This window comes from Streptomyces rectiviolaceus, assembly GCF_039533825.1.
GTDB lineage: Bacteria > Actinomycetota > Actinomycetes > Streptomycetales > Streptomycetaceae > Streptomyces > Streptomyces rectiviolaceus.
On record NZ_BAAAUG010000061.1, the window covers coordinates 20,534 to 40,217 of the forward strand.

Here is a 19,684-nt window from a genome sequence, read left to right on the forward strand (position 1 = left end):
GCATATGTGCTTACGTGCGTCGCGCGAAAATCTGCGAACTGCAGTCGTGCGTCAGCCCTGGCGCTGCTTGTGGCGCGGGTTGTCGCAGATAACCATGACCCGGCCGTGACGGCGGATCACCCTGCACTTGTCGCAGATCTTCTTGACGCTCGGCTTGACCTTCATTGGTGAGGTTCTCCGGGTCAGTGCCACACCCCACGTGAATGAGGTGCGGGCAAGATCTACTTGTACCGGTAGACGATCCGGCCACGGGTCAGGTCGTAAGGAGACAACTCCACCACGACCCGGTCGTCAGGGAGGATGCGGATGTAGTGCATACGCATCTTGCCGCTGATGTGTGCCAGGACCTGGTGGCCGTTCTGGAGCTCTACCTTGAACATGGCGTTCGGAAGAGACTCAACGACAGTGCCCTCGATCTCGATGGCACCTTGCTTCTTGGCCACGCTCTGCCCTTCGAATCGACTACCTTGATCGACTTCGCTCCCCGTATGCAGACACACGGATGCACGAGAGCCGACGCGTCAGTCTACGTCAGGCCACTCGGAAAGACGAATCGAGGAAGAATGCCCCACGAACAAGATCCTTAAGCAAGGGGGGGTCACTTCGCCAGCGGGTCGGGAGCCGTGGTGACGCCGTACTCCGCCAGCTTCGCCTTGCCGCAGTCGGGCGACGTGAGGACGATCGGCCCTTCCTCCGTCAGCGCGATGGAGTGCTCCCAGTGGGAGGACCAGGTGCCGTCCGTCGTGATGACGGTCCAGTCGTCCTCCAGGGTCTCCGTACGGGGCGTGCCGAGGGAGACCATGGGCTCGATGGCGAGGCAGAAGCCGGGGACCAGCTTGGGGCCCTTGCCGCGGCGGCGCTCGACGTAGTTCAGGAGGTGCGGGTCCATGTGCATCTCGGTGCCGATGCCGTGGCCGCCGTAGTCCTCGACGATGCCGTACTTGCCGCCCCCGGGCTTCGGCTGGCGGCGGATGTACGTCTCGATCGCGCGGGAGATGTCCACGAGCCGGTTGCCCAGCTTCATGGCGGCGAGGCCGGCCCACATCGACTCCTCGGTCACCCGGGAGAGCTCGATCAGCTCCGGGGCGTGACCGGTGCCCACGAACGCGGTGTAGGCGGCGTCGCCGTGCCAGCCGTCGATGATGGCGCCCGCGTCGATGGAGATGATGTCGCCGTCCTTCAGGACGGTCTTGTCGTCCGGGATGCCGTGCACGACGACCTCGTTGACCGAGGTGCAGATCGTCGCGGGAAAGCCGCCGTACCCGAGGAAGTTCGACTTCGCGCCGTGCTCGGCGATCACCTTGCGGGCGACGTCGTCCAGGTCCTTCGTGGTGGCACCCGGCACCGCCGCCTCGCGCGTCGCGGCGTGGATGGCGGCGACGACAAGGCCCGCCTCACGCATCTTCGCGATCTGCTCGGGGGTCTTGATCTGCACCATGGGGCTTCCGCTCTCCGTCATCCGTCCAACAACCGCTACGTACACAACACTACGGCCGCGGTCCCCCGAAGGGCACCGCGGCCGAAACAGCGTACTGGCTACTTGTCGCCCTTGAGGGCGTCCATCGCGCGCTTGGTGACCTCGTCCACCTTGCCGAGCGCGGAGATCGTCACCACCAGGCCCTGGGCCTTGTAGTGGTCGATGATCGGCTCGGTCTCGCGGTGGTACACGTCGAGCCGCTTGCGCACGGTCTCTTCCTGGTCGTCACCGCGCTGGTAGAGCTCGCCGCCGCAGACGTCACAGACGCCATCGGTCTTCGGCTTGCTGTACGTCACGTGGAAGACGTGGCTGGAATCGTTCCGGCAGATGCGGCGGCCGGCGATGCGCTTGACCACCTCGTCCTCGGGAACCTCGAGGTCGAGCACCGCGTCGAGCTTCTGGCCGTCCGTCTTGAGCGACTCGTCCAGGGCCTCGGCCTGCGACACGTTCCGCGGGAAGCCGTCGAGCAGGAAGCCGTTCTCGGCGTCCGGCTGCGTCATGCGGTCGTGCGCCATGCCGATGGTGACCTCGTCGGGGACGAGGTTTCCGGCGTCCATGAACGCCTTCGCCTGCTTGCCCAGCTCCGTGCCCTGGCTGATGTTGGCGCGGAAGAGGTCGCCCGTGGAGATGTGCGGGATCTTCAGGTTCTTGGCGAGGAACGCGGCCTGCGTTCCCTTGCCCGCACCGGGCGGCCCGACGAGGACGATTCGCATCAGCGGAGGAACCCTTCGTAATTGCGCTGCTGGAGCTGGCTCTCGATCTGCTTCACGGTCTCCAGACCCACACCCACGATGATCAGGATGCTTGTCCCGCCGAACGGGAAGTTCTGGTTCGCGCCGAAGCCCACCAACGCCATCGTCGGTACGAGAGCGATCAGACCCAGATACAGCGAGCCCGGCCACGTGATCCGGTTGAGTACGTAGCTCAAGTACTCAGCGGTCGGACGGCCAGCCCGGATGCCCGGGATGAAGCCACCATACTTCTTCATGTTGTCCGCGACTTCCTCGGGGTTGAACGAGATAGCCACGTAGAAGAAGGCGAAGAACACGATCAACAAGAAGTACGTCGCGATGTAAATCGGGTGGTCGCCCTTGGTCAGGTTCGCCTCGATCCACTGCTTCCACCCGGAGTTGCCACCCGCGAACTGGGCGACCAGGGCGGGGATATAGAGCAGCGAAGAGGCGAAGATCACAGGGATGATGCCCGCCTGATTGACCTTCAGCGGAATGTACGTCGAAGTGCCGCCGTAGGAACGGCGGCCAATCATGCGCTTCGCGTACTGGACCGGAATGCGGCGCTGAGCCTGCTCCACGAAGACGACCAGACCGACCATGACAAGACCGACCGCGATGACGGTGCCGAACTCGATCCAACCGCCGGCCAGGGAGCCCTGCTCCTTGATGGCCCACAGGGCGCTCGGGAAGGTCGCGGCGATCGAGATGAACATCAGGATCGACATGCCGTTGCCGATGCCGCGGTCGGTGATGAGCTCACCGAGCCACATGACGCAGGCCGTTCCCGCGGTCATCGTGATGACCATGGTGACGGTCACGAAGATCGACTGGTCCGGCACGATCTCGGTGGCGACGGGGCATCCGGAGAACAGCGAGCCCGTGCGAGCGGTGGCCACGAGGCCGGTCCCCTGGAGGATCGCGAGCGCGACGGTGAGATAACGCGTGTACTGCGTGATCTTCGCCGTGCCGGCCTGGCCCTCCTTCTTGAGGGCCTCGAGCCGCGGGATCACCACGGTCAGCAGCTGCAGGATGATGCTCGCCGTGATGTACGGCATGATGCCGAGGGCGAAGATCGTGATCTGCAGGAGCGCCCCGCCACTCATCATGTTCACCAGGCCGAACAACCCCTGGTTGGAGTTGGCCTGGTCCATGCAGGTCTGGACGTTCTTATAGCTGACACCGGGGATCGGTACATGCGTACCGATCCGGTAGATCACGATGATGCCGAGAGTGAAGAGCAGCTTCTTGCGCAGGTCGGGCGTCTTGAACGCCCGGGCGAACGCGGTGAGCACGGTGCCTCCTGCGACCCCCGCGCGCGTGCGCAAGAGGTAGTGGTCTTGAGGATCGACGAATACGTATCAGTCAGAAAAACCGCGCGGGCAGACCGCACGGAGCTTAGACAGTGCACGCCACCTTACCGGCGACCGTGCCCCCCTTGGAACGACCAACCGGGGATGCCCCATATGTGGGGCATCCCCGGCTGGGAATCGCTCAAGTCATCGAGAGGCCTGAAGAATTCAGACGAGCTCGGTGACGGTACCGCCGGCGGCGGTGATCTTCTCCTTGGCGGAGCCGGAGACGGCGTCAACCGTCACCTGCAGCGCCACGGTGACCTCACCCTGGCCGAGGACCTTGACGAGGCTGTTCTTGCGAACGGCACCCTTGGCGACGAGTCCCTCAACGGTGACCTCGCCACCCTCGGGGAACAGCGCGCTCAGCTTGTCGAGGTTCACGACCTGGAACTCGGTCTTGAACGGGTTCTTGAAGCCCTTGAGCTTCGGGAGACGCATGTGGAGGGGCATCTGCCCGCCCTCGAAGCGCTCCGGAACCTGGTAACGGGCCTTGGTGCCCTTGGTACCACGGCCTGCGGTCTTACCCTTGGACGCCTCACCACGACCCACACGGGTCTTGGCGGTCTTGGCGCCCGGGGCGGGCCGGAGGTTGTGGACCTTCAGCGGCTTCTGCTCCGCCATGTCAGTCGACCTCCTCAACCGTCACGAGGTGGCGGACGGTGTTAGCCATTCCGCGGAACTCGGGGCGGTCTTCCTTGACGACCACGTCGTTCAGGCGCTTGAGCCCGAGCGAACGCAGCGTGTCGCGGTGGTTCTGCTTGCTGCCGATGTACGACTTCGTCTGCGTGATCTTGAGGCGAGCCATTACGCACCCGCCCCGGCACGTGCACGAAGCAGGGCCGCGGGAGCGACGTCCTCGAGGGGCAGACCACGGCGAGCCGCGATCTCCTCGGGACGCTGCAGGCCCTTGAGGGCCGCCACGGTCGCGTGCACGATGTTGATCGCGTTCGACGAGCCGAGCGACTTCGACAGGATGTCGTGAACGCCGGCGCACTCGAGCACAGCACGCACCGGGCCACCGGCGATAACACCGGTACCGGGGGAAGCAGGCTTGAGCAGGACGACGCCTGCGGCCTTCTCGCCCGTGATCGGGTGCGGGATGGTGCCCTGGATACGCGGAACCTTGAAGAAGTTCTTCTTGGCCTCTTCAACGCCCTTGGCGATGGCCGCGGGAACTTCCTTGGCCTTGCCGTATCCGACACCTACGGTGCCGTCACCGTCGCCCACCACGACCAGCGCGGTGAAGCTGAAGCGGCGACCACCCTTGACTACCTTGGCGACACGGTTGATCGCGACAACGCGCTCAACGTATGCGGTCTTCTCGGCGGCGGCGCCACCGTCGCGACCCTTCCGGTCCCGCCGCTCGCCGCCACCGGCACCGCTTCCGCGGCGCTGGGGTCCAGCCATTGGAATTACCTCTCTCTGTTACGTCCGCTAGCTCCGGAACCGGGGCTTAGAACTTCAGCCCGGCTTCGCGGGCGGCGTCCGCCAGAGCGGCAATGCGCCCGGCGTACTTGTTGCCACCGCGGTCGAACACGACGGTCTCGACACCCGCAGCCTTGGCACGCTCGGCAACGAGCGCGCCGACCTGCTTGGCCTGCGCGGACTTGTCAGCCTCGCCACCGCGAATCGTCGTGTCCAGGGTCGACGCCGACGCAAGGGTGTGACCCTTGAGGTCGTCGATGACCTGAGCAACGATGTTGCGGTTCGAGCGAGTCACGACGAGGCGCGGACGCTCCGCCGTACCCGACACGTTCTTGCGGATGCGGATGTGGCGGCGAGCCTTGGCGGCACGCTTGTAAGCGTCACCCTTGGCGATCTTCACACCGTATGCCATGGCTTACTTACCTGCCTTTCCGACCTTGCGCCGGATGACTTCGCCCTCGTACTTGACGCCCTTGGCCTTGTACGGGTCGGGCTTGCGGAGCTTGCGGATGTTGGCCGCAACCTCGCCGACCTTCTGCTTGTCGATGCCCTCGACCGAAAGCTTGGTCGCGGACTCCACCTTGAAGGTGATGCCCTCGGGGGCCTCGACCAGGATCGGGTGGCTGTAGCCCAGCGAGAACTCCAGGTTGGAGCCCTTCGCGAGGACGCGGTAACCGACACCGCTGATCTCGAGCTTCTTCACGTAACCCGTGGTCACGCCGGTGATCATGTTCGCCACCAGCGTGCGGGACAGGCCGTGCAGGGCCTTGTTCTGACGCTCGTCGTTGGGGCGGGTGACGCTCAGCACGCCATCCTCACCCTTAGCGATGTCGATCGGCGCGACAACGGTGTGGGAAAGGGAACCCTTGGGGCCCTTAACCGAAACCGTCCGGCCGTCGATGGTGACGTCCACGCCGGCGGGAACCGTGATGGGGAGCTTGCCAATACGCGACATTAGCTATTCCTCCGTTCCCGACTACCAGACGTAGGCGAGGACTTCCCCACCTACGCCCTTCTTGCCTGCCTGCTGGCCGGTGAGGAGACCGTGCGACGTGGAGATGATCGCCACGCCCAGGCCGCCGAGCACCTTCGGCAGGTTGGTGGACTTCGCGTAAACCCGGAGACCGGGCTTGGAGATCCGCTTGATGCCCGCAATGGAGCGCTCACGGTTCGGGCCGAACTTCAGCTCGAGAACGAGGTTCTTGCCAACCTCGGCGTCCTCGACCTTCCAGCCCGTGATGAAGCCCTCCTGCTGGAGGATCTCCGCGATGTGAGACTTGATCTTGCTGTGCGGCATAGCCACGGAGTCGTGGTACGCCGAGTTCGCGTTACGCAGACGAGTCAGCATGTCCGCGATCGGATCAGTCATGGTCATGAATTGGCCTTCGGCCTCTCTCGCCGTGGTTTCCTATCTGCGCCATCCCTCTCCCCACTCAGAGGCGGGACGGGTGCGGCGCGGGGACCTACGGCGTAGTAAGTCGGTCAGGGCGGCAGGCGCCCAACCCTCCTAGCCTAAGCCATGGAGAGGTGGGCCACCTACCGACCAGATACTTACCGAGAGCCTCCAGTAATTCCCAAGTCCCTAAGGACAGAGGGGAATTACCAGGAGCTCTTGGTCACGCCCGGCAGCTCGCCACGGTGAGCCATCTCACGAAGGCAGACGCGGCACAGGCCGAACTTGCGGTACACGGAGTGCGGACGGCCACAGCGCTGGCAGCGGGTGTAGCCGCGCACACCGAACTTGGGCTTACGAGCAGCCTTGGCAATAAGTGCCTTCTTCGCCATCTCGCTTACGCCTCCTTGAACGGGAAGCCGAGGTGACGAAGGAGCGCACGGCCCTCAGCGTCGTTGGTCGCCGTGGTGACCACGGTGATGTCCATACCCCGGACGCGGTCGATCTTGTCCTGGTCGATCTCGTGGAACATGACCTGCTCCGTGAGACCGAAGGTGTAGTTGCCACGGCCGTCGAACTGCTTGGGGGACAGACCACGGAAGTCGCGGATGCGCGGAAGCGCGAGCGACAGGGTGCGGTCCAGGAACTCCCACATGCGGTCGCCACGAAGCGTGACGTGGCAGCCGATCGGCTGACCCTCGCGCAGCTTGAACTGCGCGATGGACTTCCGGGCCTTGGTGATGGCCGGCTTCTGACCGGTGATCGTGGTCAGGTCACGGACGGCACCGTCCATGAGCTTCGAGTCACGGGCGGCGTCGCCGACACCCATGTTGACCACGATCTTGACGAGGCCGGGGGTCTGCATGACGTTCTCGTACGAGAACTCTTCCTGCAGCTTGCCCGCGATCTCCTCGCGGTACTTCGTCTTCAGACGCGGGCTGGTGGTGGTCGTCATCAGATGTCCTCACCCGTCCGCTTGGCAACGCGGATCTTGTTGCCGTCATCGTCGAAGCGGAAACCGACACGCGTGACGACCTTGTTGCCGTCCTTCTCCACGACGAGCTGAACGTTGCTCACGTGGACAGGGGCTTCGGTGGTCACGATGCCGCCGGCCTGCGAACCGCTGGCGGTCGGGCCGGCCTTCGTGTGCTTCTTGACCCGGTTGACACCCTCGACCAGGACACGCTCGTCGCGCGGGTAAGCGGCAATGACCTTGCCCTGCTTGCCCTTGTCCTTACCGGTGATGACCTGGACCAGGTCGCCCTTCTTGATCTTCATGCTTACAGCACCTCCGGCGCGAGCGAGATGATCTTCATGAACTTCTTCTCGCGCAGCTCACGACCGACCGGGCCGAAGATACGGGTGCCGCGAGGGTCGCCGTCGTTCTTCAGAATGACGGCGGCGTTCTCGTCGAAGCGGATGTACGAGCCGTCGGGACGGCGGCGCTCCTTGACGGTGCGAACGATGACGGCCTTGACGACGTCACCCTTCTTCACGTTGCCACCGGGGATCGCGTCCTTGACGGTGGCGACGATGACGTCACCGATGCCCGCGTAGCGGCGACCCGAGCCACCGAGAACACGAATGGTGAGAATTTCCTTCGCACCCGTGTTGTCGGCGATCCGAAGTCGCGACTCCTGCTGGATCACGTCTATCTCCTGATTGTCTGCCGGTTCCCGGCGGGGGCGAATCCCTTACGGGACACGGCCCCCGCCGAGCCTGGCGGAACTGATCCGAGGGGAAACCCCCTCGGAAATTACTTGGCCTTCTCGAGGATCTCGACGATGCGCCAGCGCTTGGTCGCCGACAGCGGACGCGTCTCCATCAGGAGGACGCGGTCGCCGACGCCGGCAGCGTTCTGCTCGTCGTGCGCCTTGAGCTTGTTGGTACGGCGGATGACCTTGCCGTACAGCGCGTGCTTCACGCGGTCCTCGACAGCGACGACGACGGTCTTGTCCATCTTGTCGCTGACGACCAGACCCTCACGGGTCTTGCGGAATCCGCGGTCAGTCTTGGTCTCAGTCACGTTGCTCTCGCTCATCAGGCGCTCTCCACCGTTTCGATGCCCAGCTCGCGCTCACGCATCAGGGTGTAGATCCGCGCGATGTCCTTACGGACGGCCTTGAGCCGACCGTGGTTCTCGAGCTGACCGGTCGCCGCCTGGAAGCGGAGGTTGAACAGCTCTTCCTTGGCTTCGCGGAGCTTCGCGAGAAGCTCCTCGTCGCCCAGTTCGCGCAGCTCGGACGCCTTGGTACCGGCCGACATCACGACTCACCTGCCTCGCGCCGAACAATCCGGCACTTCATCGGAAGCTTGTGAGCAGCGCGGGTAAGCGCCTCACGCGCAGTCTTCTCATTCGGGTAGGACAGCTCGAACATCACCCGTCCGGGCTTGACGTTCGCGACCCACCACTCGGGGGAACCCTTACCGGAACCCATGCGGGTCTCGGCGGGCTTCTTCGTCAGCGGGCGGTCCGGGTAGATGTTGATCCAGACCTTGCCGCCACGCTTGATGTGGCGGGTCATCGCGATACGAGCCGCCTCGATCTGGCGGTTGGTCACGTACGCCGGAGTGAGGGCCTGAATCCCGTACTCGCCGAACGCAACCTGCGTACCACCCTTGGACATACCGCTGCGCTTGGGGTGGTGCTGCTTGCGGTGCTTGACCCTACGAGGGATCAGCATGTCGGTCAGGCCTCCGTTCCGGTGCTCTCAGCCGGAGCGGCAGCTGCGGCGGGAGCGTCGGCCTTGGGGGCCTCGGCAGCCGGCGCGGACTGCTGCTGCGGCTTGCGGCCGCGGCCGCCACGCTCGCCACCACGGCCACCACGGGCCGGGCGGTCGTTGCCGCCACCACGGGCCGGGCGGTTACCCGCACGGGCCGCGGCGTTCTCGGCGCGGACCTCGGCGATGTTCTTGACGTCGCCCTTGTAGATCCAGACCTTCACGCCGATACGGCCGAAGGTCGTCTTGGCCTCGAAGAAGCCGTAGTCGACGTTCGCACGGAGGGTGTGCAGGGGCACGCGGCCCTCGCGGTAGAACTCCGAGCGAGACATCTCGGCGCCGCCGAGACGGCCGCCACACTGGATCTTGATGCCCTTCGCGCCGGCCTTCATCGTCGACTGCATGCTCTTACGCATGGCGCGACGGAAGGAGACGCGGGAGGACAGCTGCTCTGCAACGGCCTGCGCGACCAGCTGAGCGTCGACCTCGGGGTTCTTGACCTCGAGGATGTTCAGCTGGACCTGCTTGCCCGTGAGCTTCTCGAGGTCGCCGCGGATGCGGTCGGCCTCGGCGCCACGGCGGCCGATGACGATGCCGGGACGCGCGGTGTGGATGTCCACCCGCACGCGGTCACGGGTGCGCTCGATCTCAACCTTCGAGATGCCGGCGCGCTCCATGCCGGACGTCATCATCCGACGGATGGCGACGTCTTCCTTGACGTAGTCCTTGTACAGCTTGTCGGCGTACCAACGGGACTTGAAGTCCGTGGTGATACCGAGCCGGAACCCGTGCGGGTTTACCTTCTGGCCCATTACCGGGTTCCTTCCTTGCTGCTGACGACCACGGTGATGTGGCTGGTCCGCTTACGGATCCGGTAGGCGCGACCCTGAGCACGCGGACGGAACCGCTTCAGGGTCGGACCCTCATCCACGTACGCCTCGCTGATAACCAGCGAAGAGGCGTCACTGTGGTCGTAGTTGTGCGCGGCATTGGCAATGGCGCTGTCAAGCACCTTGCCTACCGGCACGCTCGCGGCCTGCGGGGCGAAACGCAGGACCGCCTGAGCCTCCGTGGCATCCATGCCACGGATGAGGTCCACCACTCGGCGGGCCTTCATGGGCGTGACGCGGATGTACCGCGCCTGGGCCCTGGCTTCCATGGTTGTCCCTTCGGTGTAAGTCATAGTCGTTCCACCCCGCGCTAGCGGCGCTTCGACTTCCGGTCGTCCTTGACGTGGCCGCGGAAGGTGCGAGTCGGCGAGAATTCGCCGAGCTTGTGGCCGACCATCGCCTCGGTGACGAACACCGGGATGTGGGTCTTGCCGTTGTGCACCGCGATCGTGTGGCCCAGCATGGCCGGGACGATCATCGAGCGACGGGACCAGGTCTTGATGACGTTCTTGGAACCTGCTTCGTTCTGGACATCCACCTTCTTGATGAGGTGTCCGTCGACGAAGGGTCCCTTCTTGAGACTGCGCGGCATCTAAACCCGCTCCTAGCGCTTCTTGTTCGTCTTGCGGCGGCGGACGATGTACTTGTTGCTCGCCTTCTTCGGCGAACGAGTACGACCCTCCTTCTGACCCCACGGCGAGACCGGGTGACGACCACCGGAAGTCTTGCCTTCACCACCACCGTGCGGGTGGTCGACCGGGTTCATCGCCACACCGCGAACGGTCGGGCGAACGCCCAGCCAGCGCTTACGGCCGGCCTTGCCCCAGTTGATGTTCGACTGCTCGGCGTTGCCGACCTCGCCAATGGTGGCGCGGCAGCGGACGTCGACCAGACGGATCTCACCGGACGGCATACGAAGGTGGGCCATGGAGCCCTCCTTCGCCAGCAGCTGCACGGAGGCACCCGCGGAGCGGGCGAACTTCGCGCCGCCGCCGGGCCGCAGCTCGATGGCGTGGATGGTCGTACCGACCGGGATGTTGCGGAGGGCCAGGTTGTTGCCCGGCTTGATGTCCGCGCCCGGTCCGTTCTCGACCCGGTCACCCTGCGACAGGTTGCGGGGGGCCAGGATGTAGCGCTTCTCGCCGTCCGCGTAGTGCAGGAGCGCGATGCGCGCGGTGCGGTTCGGGTCGTACTCGATGTGCGCGACCTTCGCCGGCACGCCGTCCTTGTCGTGACGACGGAAGTCGATCACTCGGTAGGCGCGCTTGTGTCCGCCACCCTGGTGGCGAACGGTCACACGACCGGCGTTGTTACGGCCGCCCTTGCTGTGCAGCGGGCGGACCAGCGACTTCTCCGGCGTGGACCGCGTTACCTCGACGAAGTCGGCGACGCTGGAGCCACGACGGCCCGGCGTAGTCGGCTTGTACTTGCGGATTCCCATTTCTCAGTCCTCGTCCGATATTCGGACCAGGGCACTCCGTTAGGAGGCCTGGCCGAAGATGTCGATACGGTCGCCCTCAGCAAGGGTCACGATCGCGCGCTTGGTGTCAGCGCGCTTACCGAACCCCGTGCGGGTGCGCTTGCGCTTGCCCTGGCGGTTGATCGTGTTGACCCCAGTGACCTTGACCGAGAAGACCGCCTCGACGGCCTGCTTGATCTGGGTCTTGTTGGCGCCGGGCGCAACGACGAAGGTGTACTTGCCCTCGTCGAGAAGCGCGTAGCTCTTCTCAGAGACGACCGGCTTGACGAGGACGTCACGGGGGTCCGTGAAGCTCTTGCTCAGCGGCGTCTCAACGGTGTTCTTGCCCTCGGTGGCGTGACGCTTCGCCTTGGCGAGGCGCGCGGCCTTGGCGGCCTTGGCCGCCTTGGGGGCGATGCTCGGGTGACGCGTAGCCATCAGGCTTCGCTCCCTTCGGTCTCATCGGCCTTGGGGCCAGACACGAAGGACTCGAAGGCGGCCTTGGTGAAGACCACGTCGTCCGAGACGAGCACGTCGTACGTGTTCAGCTGGCCCGGCTCCAGGATGTGCACCTGGGGCAGGTTGCGGGCGGAGAGCAGCGAAGTCTCGTCCGCACGGTCGATGACCAGGAGCACGTTCTTGCGCTCGCTGACCTTGCCGAGCAGCGTCTTCGCGGCCTTCGTGGAGATGTCGCCCTCGACCACGTTGGTGACAACGTGGATACGAGCGTTGCGGGCCCGGTCGGTGAGGGCGTGGCGCAGGGCCGCGGCCTTCATCTTCTTCGGGGTCCGCTGCGAGTAGTCACGCGGCTGCGGGCCGTGGACGACGCCACCGCCGGCGAACTGCGGCGCACGGGTCGAACCCTGGCGCGCGCGGCCGGTGCCCTTCTGGCGGTACGGCTTCTTACCACCACCGCGGACTTCACCGCGGCGCTTGGTCTTGTGCGTGCCCTGACGGGCAGCAGCCAGCTGAGCGACAACGACCTGGTGGAGAAGCGGGATGCTGATCTTCTCTACGTCGAAGATCTCCGCGGGGAGCTCGACCGTCCCGGCCTTGTCGCCTACCGGCGAAAGGATGTCAATGGTGCTCATCGGTTCCTCAAACCCCCTTGGCCGCGGTACGGACCAGGACGAGGCCACCGTTCGGACCGGGGACTGCGCCCTTGATGAGGAGCAGACCCTTCTCCGCGTCAACGGCGTGAACGGTCAGGTTCTGGGTGGTGACCCGCTCGTTGCCCATACGGCCCGCCATGCGGAGGCCCTTGAACACACGGCCCGGGGTGGCACAGCCACCGATGGAACCGGGAGAGCGGTGCTTGCGCTGGGTACCGTGACCCGCGCCGAGTCCCTTGAAGTTGTGACGCTTCATGACACCGGCGAAGCCCTTGCCCTTGCTCTTGCCCGTGACGTCAACCTTGACGCCGGACTCGAACACCTCGGCAGTCACCTCCTGGCCCAGCGTGTACTCGCTGGCGTCAGGGGTGCGGATCTCCACCAGGTGGCGGCGGGGAGTCACGTCGGCCTTGGCGAAGTGACCCTTGAGGGGCTTGTTCACCTTGCGAGGGTCGATCTCGCCGAAGGCGATCTGGACCGACTCGTAGCCGTCGGAGTCATTCGTACGGACCTGGGTAACGACGCAGGGCCCGGCCTTGACGACGGTGACCGGGACGACACGGTTGTTCTCGTCCCAGACCTGGGTCATGCCGAGCTTCTCGCCCAGGACGCCCTTGATCTGCTTAGTCATCTGTCCGCGCCTCTCAGAGCTTGATCTCGATGTCGACGCCGGCCGGAAGGTCCAGGCGCATCAACGAGTCAACGGTCTTGGGCGTCGGGTCGAGAATGTCGATCAAGCGCTTGTGCGTGCGCATCTCGAAGTGCTCGCGCGAGTCCTTGTACTTGTGCGGCGACTTGATGACGCAGTACACGTTCTTCTCAGTGGGCAGCGGCACCGGGCCTGCGACCGACGCACCAGTGCGAGTCACCGTCTCGACGATCTTCTTCGCCGAAGAGTCGATGACCTCGTGGTCGTAGGCCTTGAGCCGGATGCGGATCTTCTGTCCCGCCATGGCTACTTGGTAGTCCTTTGTCTCGAACGCTCTGGCTCCCGGGAGGCCCTTTTTTCTACTTCCTCCGACCCACGCGGTCGGGCGTGTCGCAGTCCCGCTCACGGAGATTTCCCGAAGGATTTCCCTGCTAGGGGCTGCGGCCCAGATGACCGCGGGTCCGGGGGAAGAAACCCACCGGGCGCCTGGCCGAGCCTCCGCGCTGCACTTCCCGAAAGATTCCCGTACGTCCGCTCCAGTGCTGTCTGCGGGTTTTTTACGACCGTTTGACAGATGGGGCGACGAGTACTGTGGGACTCGCTTTCAGTCCTCCCGGCGGGAGGCGCGCAGCATCGGCACTCAACCGAGCAACCTGGACAGTGTGCCACACGTGGGACGCCGAAGGCCAATCGGGCCGGCTGTCAAGCTGGCACGGCCGACATCGCGTACGCAAAGAGCCCCGCCCACCCGAAGGTGGACGGGGCTCTTCGCTGCGCTCAGTTCAGAGCAACCGGGTATCCCCGATCAACGCGTAAGCGAAATGCTTACTTGTTGATCTTGGTGACCTGGCCGGCGCCGACGGTCCGGCCACCCTCACGGATGGCGAACTTCAGGCCCTCTTCCATCGCGACGGGCTGGATGAGCTCAACGGTCATCTCAGTGTTGTCGCCCGGCATGACCATCTCGGTGCCCTCGGGGAGGGTCACGACGCCGGTCACGTCCGTGGTGCGGAAGTAGAACTGCGGGCGGTAGTTGTTGAAGAAGGGGGTGTGACGGCCACCCTCGTCCTTCGACAGGATGTAGGCCTGGGCCTCGAACTCGGTGTGCGGCGTGACCGAACCGGGCTTGATGATGACCTGGCCGCGCTCGACGTCCTCGCGCTTGATGCCACGGAGGAGCAGACCGACGTTCTCACCGGCCTGGCCCTCGTCGAGCAGCTTGCGGAACATCTCGATACCGGTGACCGTGGTGGTGGTCTTCTCGGTCTTGATACCGATGATGTCGACGGTCTCGTTGACCTTGAGGATGCCGCGCTCGATACGACCGGTGACGACGGTGCCACGACCGGTGATCGTGAAGACGTCCTCGATCGGCATCAGGAACGGCTTGTCGACGTCACGCTCGGGCTCCGGGATGGACTCGTCGACAGCCTTCATCAGGTTGAGGACGGACTCACCCCACTCCTTGTCGCCCTCGAGCGCCTTGAGCGCCGAGACCTTGACGACCGGCAGGTCGTCGCCCGGGAACTCGTACTCGGAGAGGAGCTCACGGACCTCGAGCTCGACGAGCTCCAGGATCTCCTCGTCGTCCACCATGTCGGCCTTGTTCAGGGCGACGACGATGTACGGGACGCCGACCTGGCGGGCCAGGAGCACGTGCTCCTTGGTCTGCGGCATCGGGCCGTCGGTGGCGGCGACCACGAGGATGGCACCGTCCATCTGCGCGGCACCCGTGATCATGTTCTTGATGTAGTCCGCGTGACCAGGGCAGTCGACGTGGGCGTAGTGCCGCGTCTCAGTCTGGTACTCGACGTGCGCGATCGAGATCGTGATACCGCGCTGGCGCTCCTCGGGAGCCTTGTCGATCTGGTCGAAGGCCGAGGCCTCGTTCAGCTCGGGGTACGCGTCATGCAGCACCTTGGTAATGGCGGCCGTGAGGGTCGTCTTACCGTGGTCAATGTGACCGATGGTGCCGATGTTGACGTGCGGCTTAGTCCGCTCGAACTTCGCCTTCGCCACTGGGTCCTCCTGTGGAGTGGTTCTGTACGCCTTGCTTCATCGGCGCCAGGTGATCTTTGCTGGGATGCCCGGGGCCCGGGGCACCCGGCCCGAAGAGGGTCGGAATGCCCCGGAGACTCCGGAGTCAAGCCTAAAGCGTCAACTCGGTTGAGTTACTCGCCCTTGGCCTTCGCGATGATCTCCTCGGCGACGTTCCGCGGAACCTCGGCGTAGGAGTCGAACTGCATTGAGTAGCTTGCGCGACCCGACGTCTTGCTGCGGAGGTCTCCGACGTAGCCGAACATCTCCGAGAGGGGCACAAGGCCCTTCACGACGCGAGCGCCGCTGCGCTCCTCCATGGCCTGGATCTGGCCACGGCGGGAGTTGATGTCACCGATGACATCACCCATGTAGTCCTCGGGCGTGGTGACCTCGACGGCCATCATCGGCTCGAGCAGCACAGGGCTGGCCTTGCGCGCGGCCTCCTTGAAGGCCTGCGATCCGGCGATCTTGAAGGCGAGCTCGGAGGAGTCGACCTCGTGGTAGGCGCCGTCGAGAAGCGTGATGCGAACACCAGTCATCTCGTAGCCCGCCAGGATGCCGAACTGCATGGCCTCCTGCGCACCGGCGTCCACCGACGGGATGTACTCCCGCGGGATACGGCCACCGGTGACCTTGTTCACGAACTCGTACGACGCCTCGCCGCCCTCGATGGGCTCGATCGCGATCTGCACCTTGGCGAACTGACCGGTACCACCGGTCTGCTTCTTGTGGGTGTAGTCCACGCGCTCGACGGCCTTGCGGATCGTCTCGCGGTACGCGACCTGGGGCTTGCCGACGTTCGCCTCGACGCGGAACTCGCGCTTCATGCGGTCGACGAGCACCTCGAGGTGAAGCTCGCCCATACCACCGATGATGGTCTGGCCGGTCTCCTCGTCCGAGTGCACCTGGAAGGAGGGGTCCTCCTCCGAGAGACGCTGGATGGCTACACCCAGCTTCTCCTGGTCACCCTTGGACTTGGGCTCGATGGCGACCTGAATGACCGGCGCCGGGAAGTCCATGGACTCCAGGATGACCGGCTTCTTGTCGTCACACAGCGTCTCACCGGTGGTGGTCTGCTTCAGGCCCATGACGGCGACGATGTCGCCGGCGCCCACCGACTCGATCTCCTCACGCTTGTTCGCGTGCATGCGGTAGATCTTGCCGATGCGCTCCTTCTTGCCCTTGACCGAGTTCAGCACCGCGGTGCCGGCCTGGAGGCGACCGGAGTAGATCCGGACGAAGGTGAGCTTGCCGAGGTGCGGGTCGCTCGCGATCTTGAACGCGAGAGCCGAGAGCGGCTCCTCGTCAGAAGGCTTGCGCTTGACGATGACCTCGGGGTCCTTGACGTCGTGGCCCTCGATGGCCTCGACGTCCAGGGGGGAAGGCAGGTAACGCACGACCGCGTCGAGCAGGGGCTGGACGCCCTTGTTCTTGAACGCGGTGCCGCAGAACACGGGGGTGACGGTGGTGTCGCCGCCCTTGCCGGAGGCGATGGTGACGCGGCGGATCGCCTCGTACAGCTGCTCCTCGGTGGGCTCCTGGCCCTCGAGGTACAGCTCCATCATCTGCTCGTCGTTCTCCGCGACAGCCTCGAGGAGCTTCCCGCGCCACTCATCAGCGGCCTCGGTGTGCGTCGCCGGGATGTCGACGATGTCGTACGCCTCGCCCATCTTGGTCTCTGCGGACCAGACGAAGGCCTTCATCGTGACGAGGTCGACGACACCCTTGAAGTCAGCCTCTGCGCCGATGGGCAGCTGCATGACGATCGGGGTCGCACCGAGGCGGTCGACGATCATGTCGACGCAGCGGTGGAACTCGGCACCCGTACGGTCGAGCTTGTTGACGAAGCAGATACGCGGGACGCCGTAGCGGTCCGCCTGACGCCAGACAGTCTCGGACTGGGGCTCAACACCGGCGACACCGTCGAACACCGTCACGGCACCGTCGAGGACACGGAGCGAACGCTCTACCTCGACGGTGAAGTCGACGTGACCCGGGGTGTCGATGATGTTGATGGTGTGGTCGACATCGTTCAGCGGCCAGTGACAGGTGGTGGCAGCAGAGGTGATCGTGATGCCACGCTCCTGCTCCTGCTCCATCCAGTCCATCGTCGCGGCGCCGTCGTGAACCTCACCGATCTTGTACGAGACACCGGTGTAGAACAGGATCCGCTCGGTGGTCGTCGTCTTGCCCGCGTCGATGTGGGCCATGATGCCGATGTTGCGCACCTTGGCCAGGTCAAGTGAAGTGGTAGCCATATCGGCTCAGTCTTCTCTCGGTCTCGATGTGGGTAGCGACTACCAGCGGTAGTGCGCGAAGGCCTTGTTGGACTCGGCCATCTTGTGGGTGTCCTCACGCTTCTTCACAGCGGCACCAAGGCCGTTGGAGGCGTCGAGGAGCTCGTTGAGGAGACGCTCGGTCATCGTCTTCTCGCGACGGGCGCGGGAGTAACCGACCAGCCAGCGCAGGGCCAGCGTGTTGGCGCGACCGGGCTTGACCTCGATCGGAACCTGGTAGGTCGCACCGCCGACGCGGCGGGACTTGACCTCGAGGGTCGGCTTGATGTTCTCGAGCGCGCGCTTGAGCGTGATGACCGGGTCGTTGCCGGTCTTCTCGCGCAGGCCCTCCATGGCGCCGTACACGATGCGCTCGGCGGTGGAGCGCTTGCCGTTCAGCAGCACCTTGTTGATGAGGGAGGTCACCAGAGGAGAACCATAGACCGGGTCGATGATGACCGGGCGCTTCGGGGCGGGGCCCTTACGAGGCATTTCTACTTCTCCTTCTTGGCGCCGTAGCGGCTGCGGGCCTGCTTGCGGTTCTTGACACCCTGGGTGTCAAGGGAGCCGCGGATGATCTTGTAACGAACACCCGGCAGGTCCTTCACACGGCCACCACGCACGAGCACGATGGAGTGCTCCTGCAGGTTGTGTCCCTCACCCGGAATGTAGGCCGTAACCTCGATCCCGGAGGTCAGACGCACACGCGCGACCTTACGGAGTGCCGAGTTCGGCTTCTTCGGGGTGGTCGTGAACACACGCGTGCAGACGCCGCGGCGCTGGGGCGAACCCTCGAGTGCGGGCGTCTTGTTCTTCTCGACCTTGTCCTGCCGGCCCTTCCGGACCAGCTGCTGGATCGTAGGCACTACTTCTCCGGTTTCTGTGTGCCGAATAGTAAAGCTAACCTGGAACGTCGCCGACCCACGCGGTCGGGTGTGTCGAATGCTGCAGACTCCCGCCGCAAGGCGGAAAGAGGCGCAGATTACGGTGGCCATTCTCGGACTCGCGATGCGGCTGAAGACACGCGCACGAGCCCAGGCACACCCCAGGCACAAGGTCTGAGCGTACCTACCTCATCGGGTTCGGTCAAAACAAATGCGGTGGGGGGCGACACGCCGGGCTTTTCGGCCCCTTCCGGCTGCTCCTCGCCGCTCCCCGGCTCGCCGCTTCTACCACGATTCAGCCGTTCGTCCTCCAGGAACCTCCGCTTTCAGCCGTTACCGCTCGCGCGACGGCCGCCGTCACCTACTTTCGTCGATCGGCAGGACGATCGGGGGACTCATGACGGCGGCGCATCTACCCGGCGACGGGGGCCTCGACGACCGGGTGCCCTTCCTCGCCCGCCTGGAGGGCGAGGACCGCTCCGCTCTGCTCTCGCTCGGCCACGAACTGCGCTTCGGACCCCGTGTGGAACTCCTGCACCAGCACGAGCCCTCCTCGCACGTGCTGTTCATCGTGAACGGCTGGACCAAGGTGACCGCGTCGGCCGCCAACGGGTACGAGGCCCTGCTCGCCCTGCGCGGCCCCGGCGACATCATCGGCGAGTCGGCCGCGCTGACCGGGCGCCCGCGCTCGGCGACGGTGACCGCCCTCGAACCGGTACGGGCCGTGGCCGTGGAGCTCAAGGAGTTCACCGGCTTCCTCGCGCATTCGCCCGCCGTCTCCTTCGCCCTGCTCGGACTCACCTCCGACCGCACCCGTGCCGCCGACCGGCGCCGCCTCGAATTCGCGTCGATGAACGTGAAGGAGCGGTTCGCCGCGCTGCTCCTCGACCTGGCCCGCACCCATGGGCGGCGTACGGACGAAGGCATCGAGCTCGGCGTGCCGCTCAGCAAGCAGGAACTCGCCGGGTCCGTGGGGGCCTCCCGCGAAATGGTGCAGCGGCTCCTGAAGGAGCTGCGGACGCGCGGCGCGGTGGTCACCGGGCGGCGGGCCCTGGTGATCACTCGGCCCGACGTCCTGCGACGCATCGCCCGTGCCGAGCCACCCGCTCCCGGCACACCGGCACCCCGCGCCCCTGAGTGACCCACAGCGACCGCGCCTGACCCGAGAGCGACTCTGTGCACACGGTCACACTCCGAGTGCGTCATCCGCCCTCACCACCACGGCCGCGGCGCGGCCACGCTGCTTCTCAGCACCCCCCCCCGACTCGAAGGG

General features: G+C 65.2%; 31 protein-coding genes. 1 reads left to right on the forward strand and 30 read right to left on the reverse strand.

The window, feature by feature from the left end; all coding sequences use genetic code 11:
• Nucleotides 1–51: 51 nt before the first annotated feature.
• From rpmJ to rpsL, 30 genes are all read right to left on the reverse strand, one after another.
• Nucleotides 52–165, reverse strand: a complete 114-nt coding sequence (gene rpmJ / locus ABD378_RS18345; RefSeq protein WP_003974245.1) for a 50S ribosomal protein L36 — start codon at nucleotides 163–165, stop codon at nucleotides 52–54.
• Nucleotides 166–221: 56 nt separating this feature from the next.
• The gene (gene infA, locus ABD378_RS18350) at nucleotides 222–443 is read right to left on the reverse strand and encodes a translation initiation factor IF-1 (RefSeq protein WP_003948620.1); all 222 of its coding nucleotides are present in this window, start codon (nucleotides 441–443) and stop codon (nucleotides 222–224) included.
• A 155-nt stretch (nucleotides 444–598) separates the two neighbouring features.
• On the reverse strand, nucleotides 599–1,438 hold the full coding sequence (gene map, locus ABD378_RS18355; protein ID WP_344522009.1) for a type I methionyl aminopeptidase: 840 nt from the start codon (nucleotides 1,436–1,438) through the stop codon (nucleotides 599–601).
• 98 nt (nucleotides 1,439–1,536) lie between these two features.
• On the reverse strand, nucleotides 1,537–2,190 hold the full coding sequence (locus tag ABD378_RS18360) for an adenylate kinase (RefSeq protein WP_344522010.1): 654 nt from the start codon (nucleotides 2,188–2,190) through the stop codon (nucleotides 1,537–1,539).
• Entirely contained in the window at nucleotides 2,190–3,503 is a 1,314-nt protein-coding gene (gene secY / locus ABD378_RS18365; protein ID WP_344522011.1) for a preprotein translocase subunit SecY, read from the reverse strand. Before secY ends, ABD378_RS18360 begins: the two co-directional genes overlap by 1 nt.
• A 225-nt stretch (nucleotides 3,504–3,728) precedes the next feature.
• Nucleotides 3,729–4,184 (reverse strand): 50S ribosomal protein L15, encoded by a 456-nt coding sequence (gene rplO, locus ABD378_RS18370; RefSeq protein ID WP_344522012.1) that lies wholly within the window; start codon nucleotides 4,182–4,184, stop codon nucleotides 3,729–3,731.
• Between the two features lies 1 nt (nucleotide 4,185).
• Nucleotides 4,186–4,368: a 50S ribosomal protein L30 gene (gene rpmD, locus ABD378_RS18375; RefSeq protein ID WP_041985698.1), complete on the reverse strand. Its 183-nt coding sequence runs from the start codon at nucleotides 4,366–4,368 to the stop codon at nucleotides 4,186–4,188.
• On the reverse strand, nucleotides 4,368–4,970 hold the full coding sequence (gene rpsE, locus ABD378_RS18380) for a 30S ribosomal protein S5 (protein WP_160506669.1): 603 nt from the start codon (nucleotides 4,968–4,970) through the stop codon (nucleotides 4,368–4,370). Before rpsE ends, rpmD begins: the two co-directional genes overlap by 1 nt.
• Nucleotides 4,971–5,016: 46 nt before the next feature.
• Complete coding sequence (gene rplR, locus ABD378_RS18385; RefSeq protein ID WP_344522013.1) at nucleotides 5,017–5,400, reverse strand: 50S ribosomal protein L18; 384 nt, start codon at nucleotides 5,398–5,400, stop codon at nucleotides 5,017–5,019.
• 3 nt (nucleotides 5,401–5,403) lie between these two features.
• Entirely contained in the window at nucleotides 5,404–5,943 is a 540-nt protein-coding gene (gene rplF / locus ABD378_RS18390) for a 50S ribosomal protein L6 (RefSeq protein ID WP_249588331.1), read from the reverse strand.
• Nucleotides 5,944–5,964: 21 nt separating this feature from the next.
• Nucleotides 5,965–6,363 (reverse strand): 30S ribosomal protein S8, encoded by a 399-nt coding sequence (gene rpsH / locus ABD378_RS18395; RefSeq protein WP_030359017.1) that lies wholly within the window; start codon nucleotides 6,361–6,363, stop codon nucleotides 5,965–5,967.
• A 224-nt stretch (nucleotides 6,364–6,587) separates the two neighbouring features.
• On the reverse strand, nucleotides 6,588–6,773 hold the full coding sequence (locus ABD378_RS18400; protein ID WP_003948630.1) for a type Z 30S ribosomal protein S14: 186 nt from the start codon (nucleotides 6,771–6,773) through the stop codon (nucleotides 6,588–6,590).
• Between the two features lie 5 nt (nucleotides 6,774–6,778).
• Complete coding sequence (rplE, locus tag ABD378_RS18405) at nucleotides 6,779–7,336, reverse strand: 50S ribosomal protein L5 (protein ID WP_344522014.1); 558 nt, start codon at nucleotides 7,334–7,336, stop codon at nucleotides 6,779–6,781.
• Nucleotides 7,336–7,659 (reverse strand): 50S ribosomal protein L24, encoded by a 324-nt coding sequence (rplX, locus tag ABD378_RS18410; protein WP_160506664.1) that lies wholly within the window; start codon nucleotides 7,657–7,659, stop codon nucleotides 7,336–7,338. The genes rplE and rplX overlap by 1 nt, the downstream gene beginning before the upstream one ends.
• A gap of 2 nt (nucleotides 7,660–7,661) precedes the next feature.
• Nucleotides 7,662–8,030 (reverse strand): 50S ribosomal protein L14, encoded by a 369-nt coding sequence (rplN, locus tag ABD378_RS18415; protein ID WP_073768975.1) that lies wholly within the window; start codon nucleotides 8,028–8,030, stop codon nucleotides 7,662–7,664.
• 107 nt (nucleotides 8,031–8,137) lie between these two features.
• Entirely contained in the window at nucleotides 8,138–8,422 is a 285-nt protein-coding gene (gene rpsQ, locus ABD378_RS18420; RefSeq protein ID WP_055564830.1) for a 30S ribosomal protein S17, read from the reverse strand.
• Nucleotides 8,422–8,646, reverse strand: coding sequence for a 50S ribosomal protein L29 (gene rpmC, locus ABD378_RS18425; protein ID WP_003998824.1), 225 nt, complete (start codon nucleotides 8,644–8,646; stop codon nucleotides 8,422–8,424). The genes rpsQ and rpmC overlap by 1 nt, the downstream gene beginning before the upstream one ends.
• Entirely contained in the window at nucleotides 8,646–9,065 is a 420-nt protein-coding gene (rplP, locus tag ABD378_RS18430; RefSeq protein ID WP_135332557.1) for a 50S ribosomal protein L16, read from the reverse strand. Before rplP ends, rpmC begins: the two co-directional genes overlap by 1 nt.
• 5 nt (nucleotides 9,066–9,070) lie before the next feature.
• Nucleotides 9,071–9,913 (reverse strand): 30S ribosomal protein S3, encoded by an 843-nt coding sequence (gene rpsC / locus ABD378_RS18435; RefSeq protein ID WP_160506663.1) that lies wholly within the window; start codon nucleotides 9,911–9,913, stop codon nucleotides 9,071–9,073.
• On the reverse strand, nucleotides 9,913–10,260 hold the full coding sequence (gene rplV, locus ABD378_RS18440; protein WP_016645177.1) for a 50S ribosomal protein L22: 348 nt from the start codon (nucleotides 10,258–10,260) through the stop codon (nucleotides 9,913–9,915). Before rplV ends, rpsC begins: the two co-directional genes overlap by 1 nt.
• Nucleotides 10,261–10,301: 41 nt before the next feature.
• Nucleotides 10,302–10,583, reverse strand: coding sequence for a 30S ribosomal protein S19 (gene rpsS / locus ABD378_RS18445; protein ID WP_160506662.1), 282 nt, complete (start codon nucleotides 10,581–10,583; stop codon nucleotides 10,302–10,304).
• A gap of 12 nt (nucleotides 10,584–10,595) precedes the next feature.
• The gene (gene rplB / locus ABD378_RS18450; RefSeq protein WP_160506661.1) at nucleotides 10,596–11,432 is read right to left on the reverse strand and encodes a 50S ribosomal protein L2; all 837 of its coding nucleotides are present in this window, start codon (nucleotides 11,430–11,432) and stop codon (nucleotides 10,596–10,598) included.
• Nucleotides 11,433–11,471: 39 nt separating this feature from the next.
• Nucleotides 11,472–11,888: a 50S ribosomal protein L23 gene (gene rplW / locus ABD378_RS18455; protein ID WP_190084419.1), complete on the reverse strand. Its 417-nt coding sequence runs from the start codon at nucleotides 11,886–11,888 to the stop codon at nucleotides 11,472–11,474.
• Nucleotides 11,888–12,541 carry a 50S ribosomal protein L4 gene (gene rplD, locus ABD378_RS18460; RefSeq protein WP_344522015.1) on the reverse strand — a complete coding sequence of 218 codons (654 nt, stop codon included), beginning with the start codon at nucleotides 12,539–12,541 and terminating at the stop codon, nucleotides 11,888–11,890. Before rplD ends, rplW begins: the two co-directional genes overlap by 1 nt.
• A gap of 7 nt (nucleotides 12,542–12,548) precedes the next feature.
• Nucleotides 12,549–13,193 (reverse strand): 50S ribosomal protein L3, encoded by a 645-nt coding sequence (gene rplC / locus ABD378_RS18465; RefSeq protein WP_160506658.1) that lies wholly within the window; start codon nucleotides 13,191–13,193, stop codon nucleotides 12,549–12,551.
• Between the two features lie 13 nt (nucleotides 13,194–13,206).
• Nucleotides 13,207–13,515: a 30S ribosomal protein S10 gene (rpsJ, locus tag ABD378_RS18470; RefSeq protein WP_003948644.1), complete on the reverse strand. Its 309-nt coding sequence runs from the start codon at nucleotides 13,513–13,515 to the stop codon at nucleotides 13,207–13,209.
• A 521-nt stretch (nucleotides 13,516–14,036) separates the two neighbouring features.
• Entirely contained in the window at nucleotides 14,037–15,230 is a 1,194-nt protein-coding gene (gene tuf / locus ABD378_RS18475; RefSeq protein WP_160506655.1) for an elongation factor Tu, read from the reverse strand.
• 152 nt (nucleotides 15,231–15,382) lie between these two features.
• Entirely contained in the window at nucleotides 15,383–17,509 is a 2,127-nt protein-coding gene (gene fusA / locus ABD378_RS18480) for an elongation factor G (protein WP_344522016.1), read from the reverse strand.
• Nucleotides 17,510–17,548: 39 nt separating this feature from the next.
• A complete protein-coding gene (rpsG, locus tag ABD378_RS18485; protein ID WP_003974303.1) occupies nucleotides 17,549–18,019 on the reverse strand; it encodes a 30S ribosomal protein S7 in 471 nt (156 codons plus the stop codon).
• 2 nt (nucleotides 18,020–18,021) lie between these two features.
• On the reverse strand, nucleotides 18,022–18,393 hold the full coding sequence (rpsL, locus tag ABD378_RS18490; RefSeq protein ID WP_003948652.1) for a 30S ribosomal protein S12: 372 nt from the start codon (nucleotides 18,391–18,393) through the stop codon (nucleotides 18,022–18,024).
• 415 nt (nucleotides 18,394–18,808) lie between these two features.
• On the opposite strand from rpsL, the gene ABD378_RS18495 reads away from it, so the two are divergent.
• A complete protein-coding gene (locus tag ABD378_RS18495) occupies nucleotides 18,809–19,552 on the forward strand; it encodes a Crp/Fnr family transcriptional regulator (RefSeq protein WP_344522017.1) in 744 nt (247 codons plus the stop codon).
• The last annotated feature ends 132 nt before the right edge of the window (nucleotides 19,553–19,684 follow it).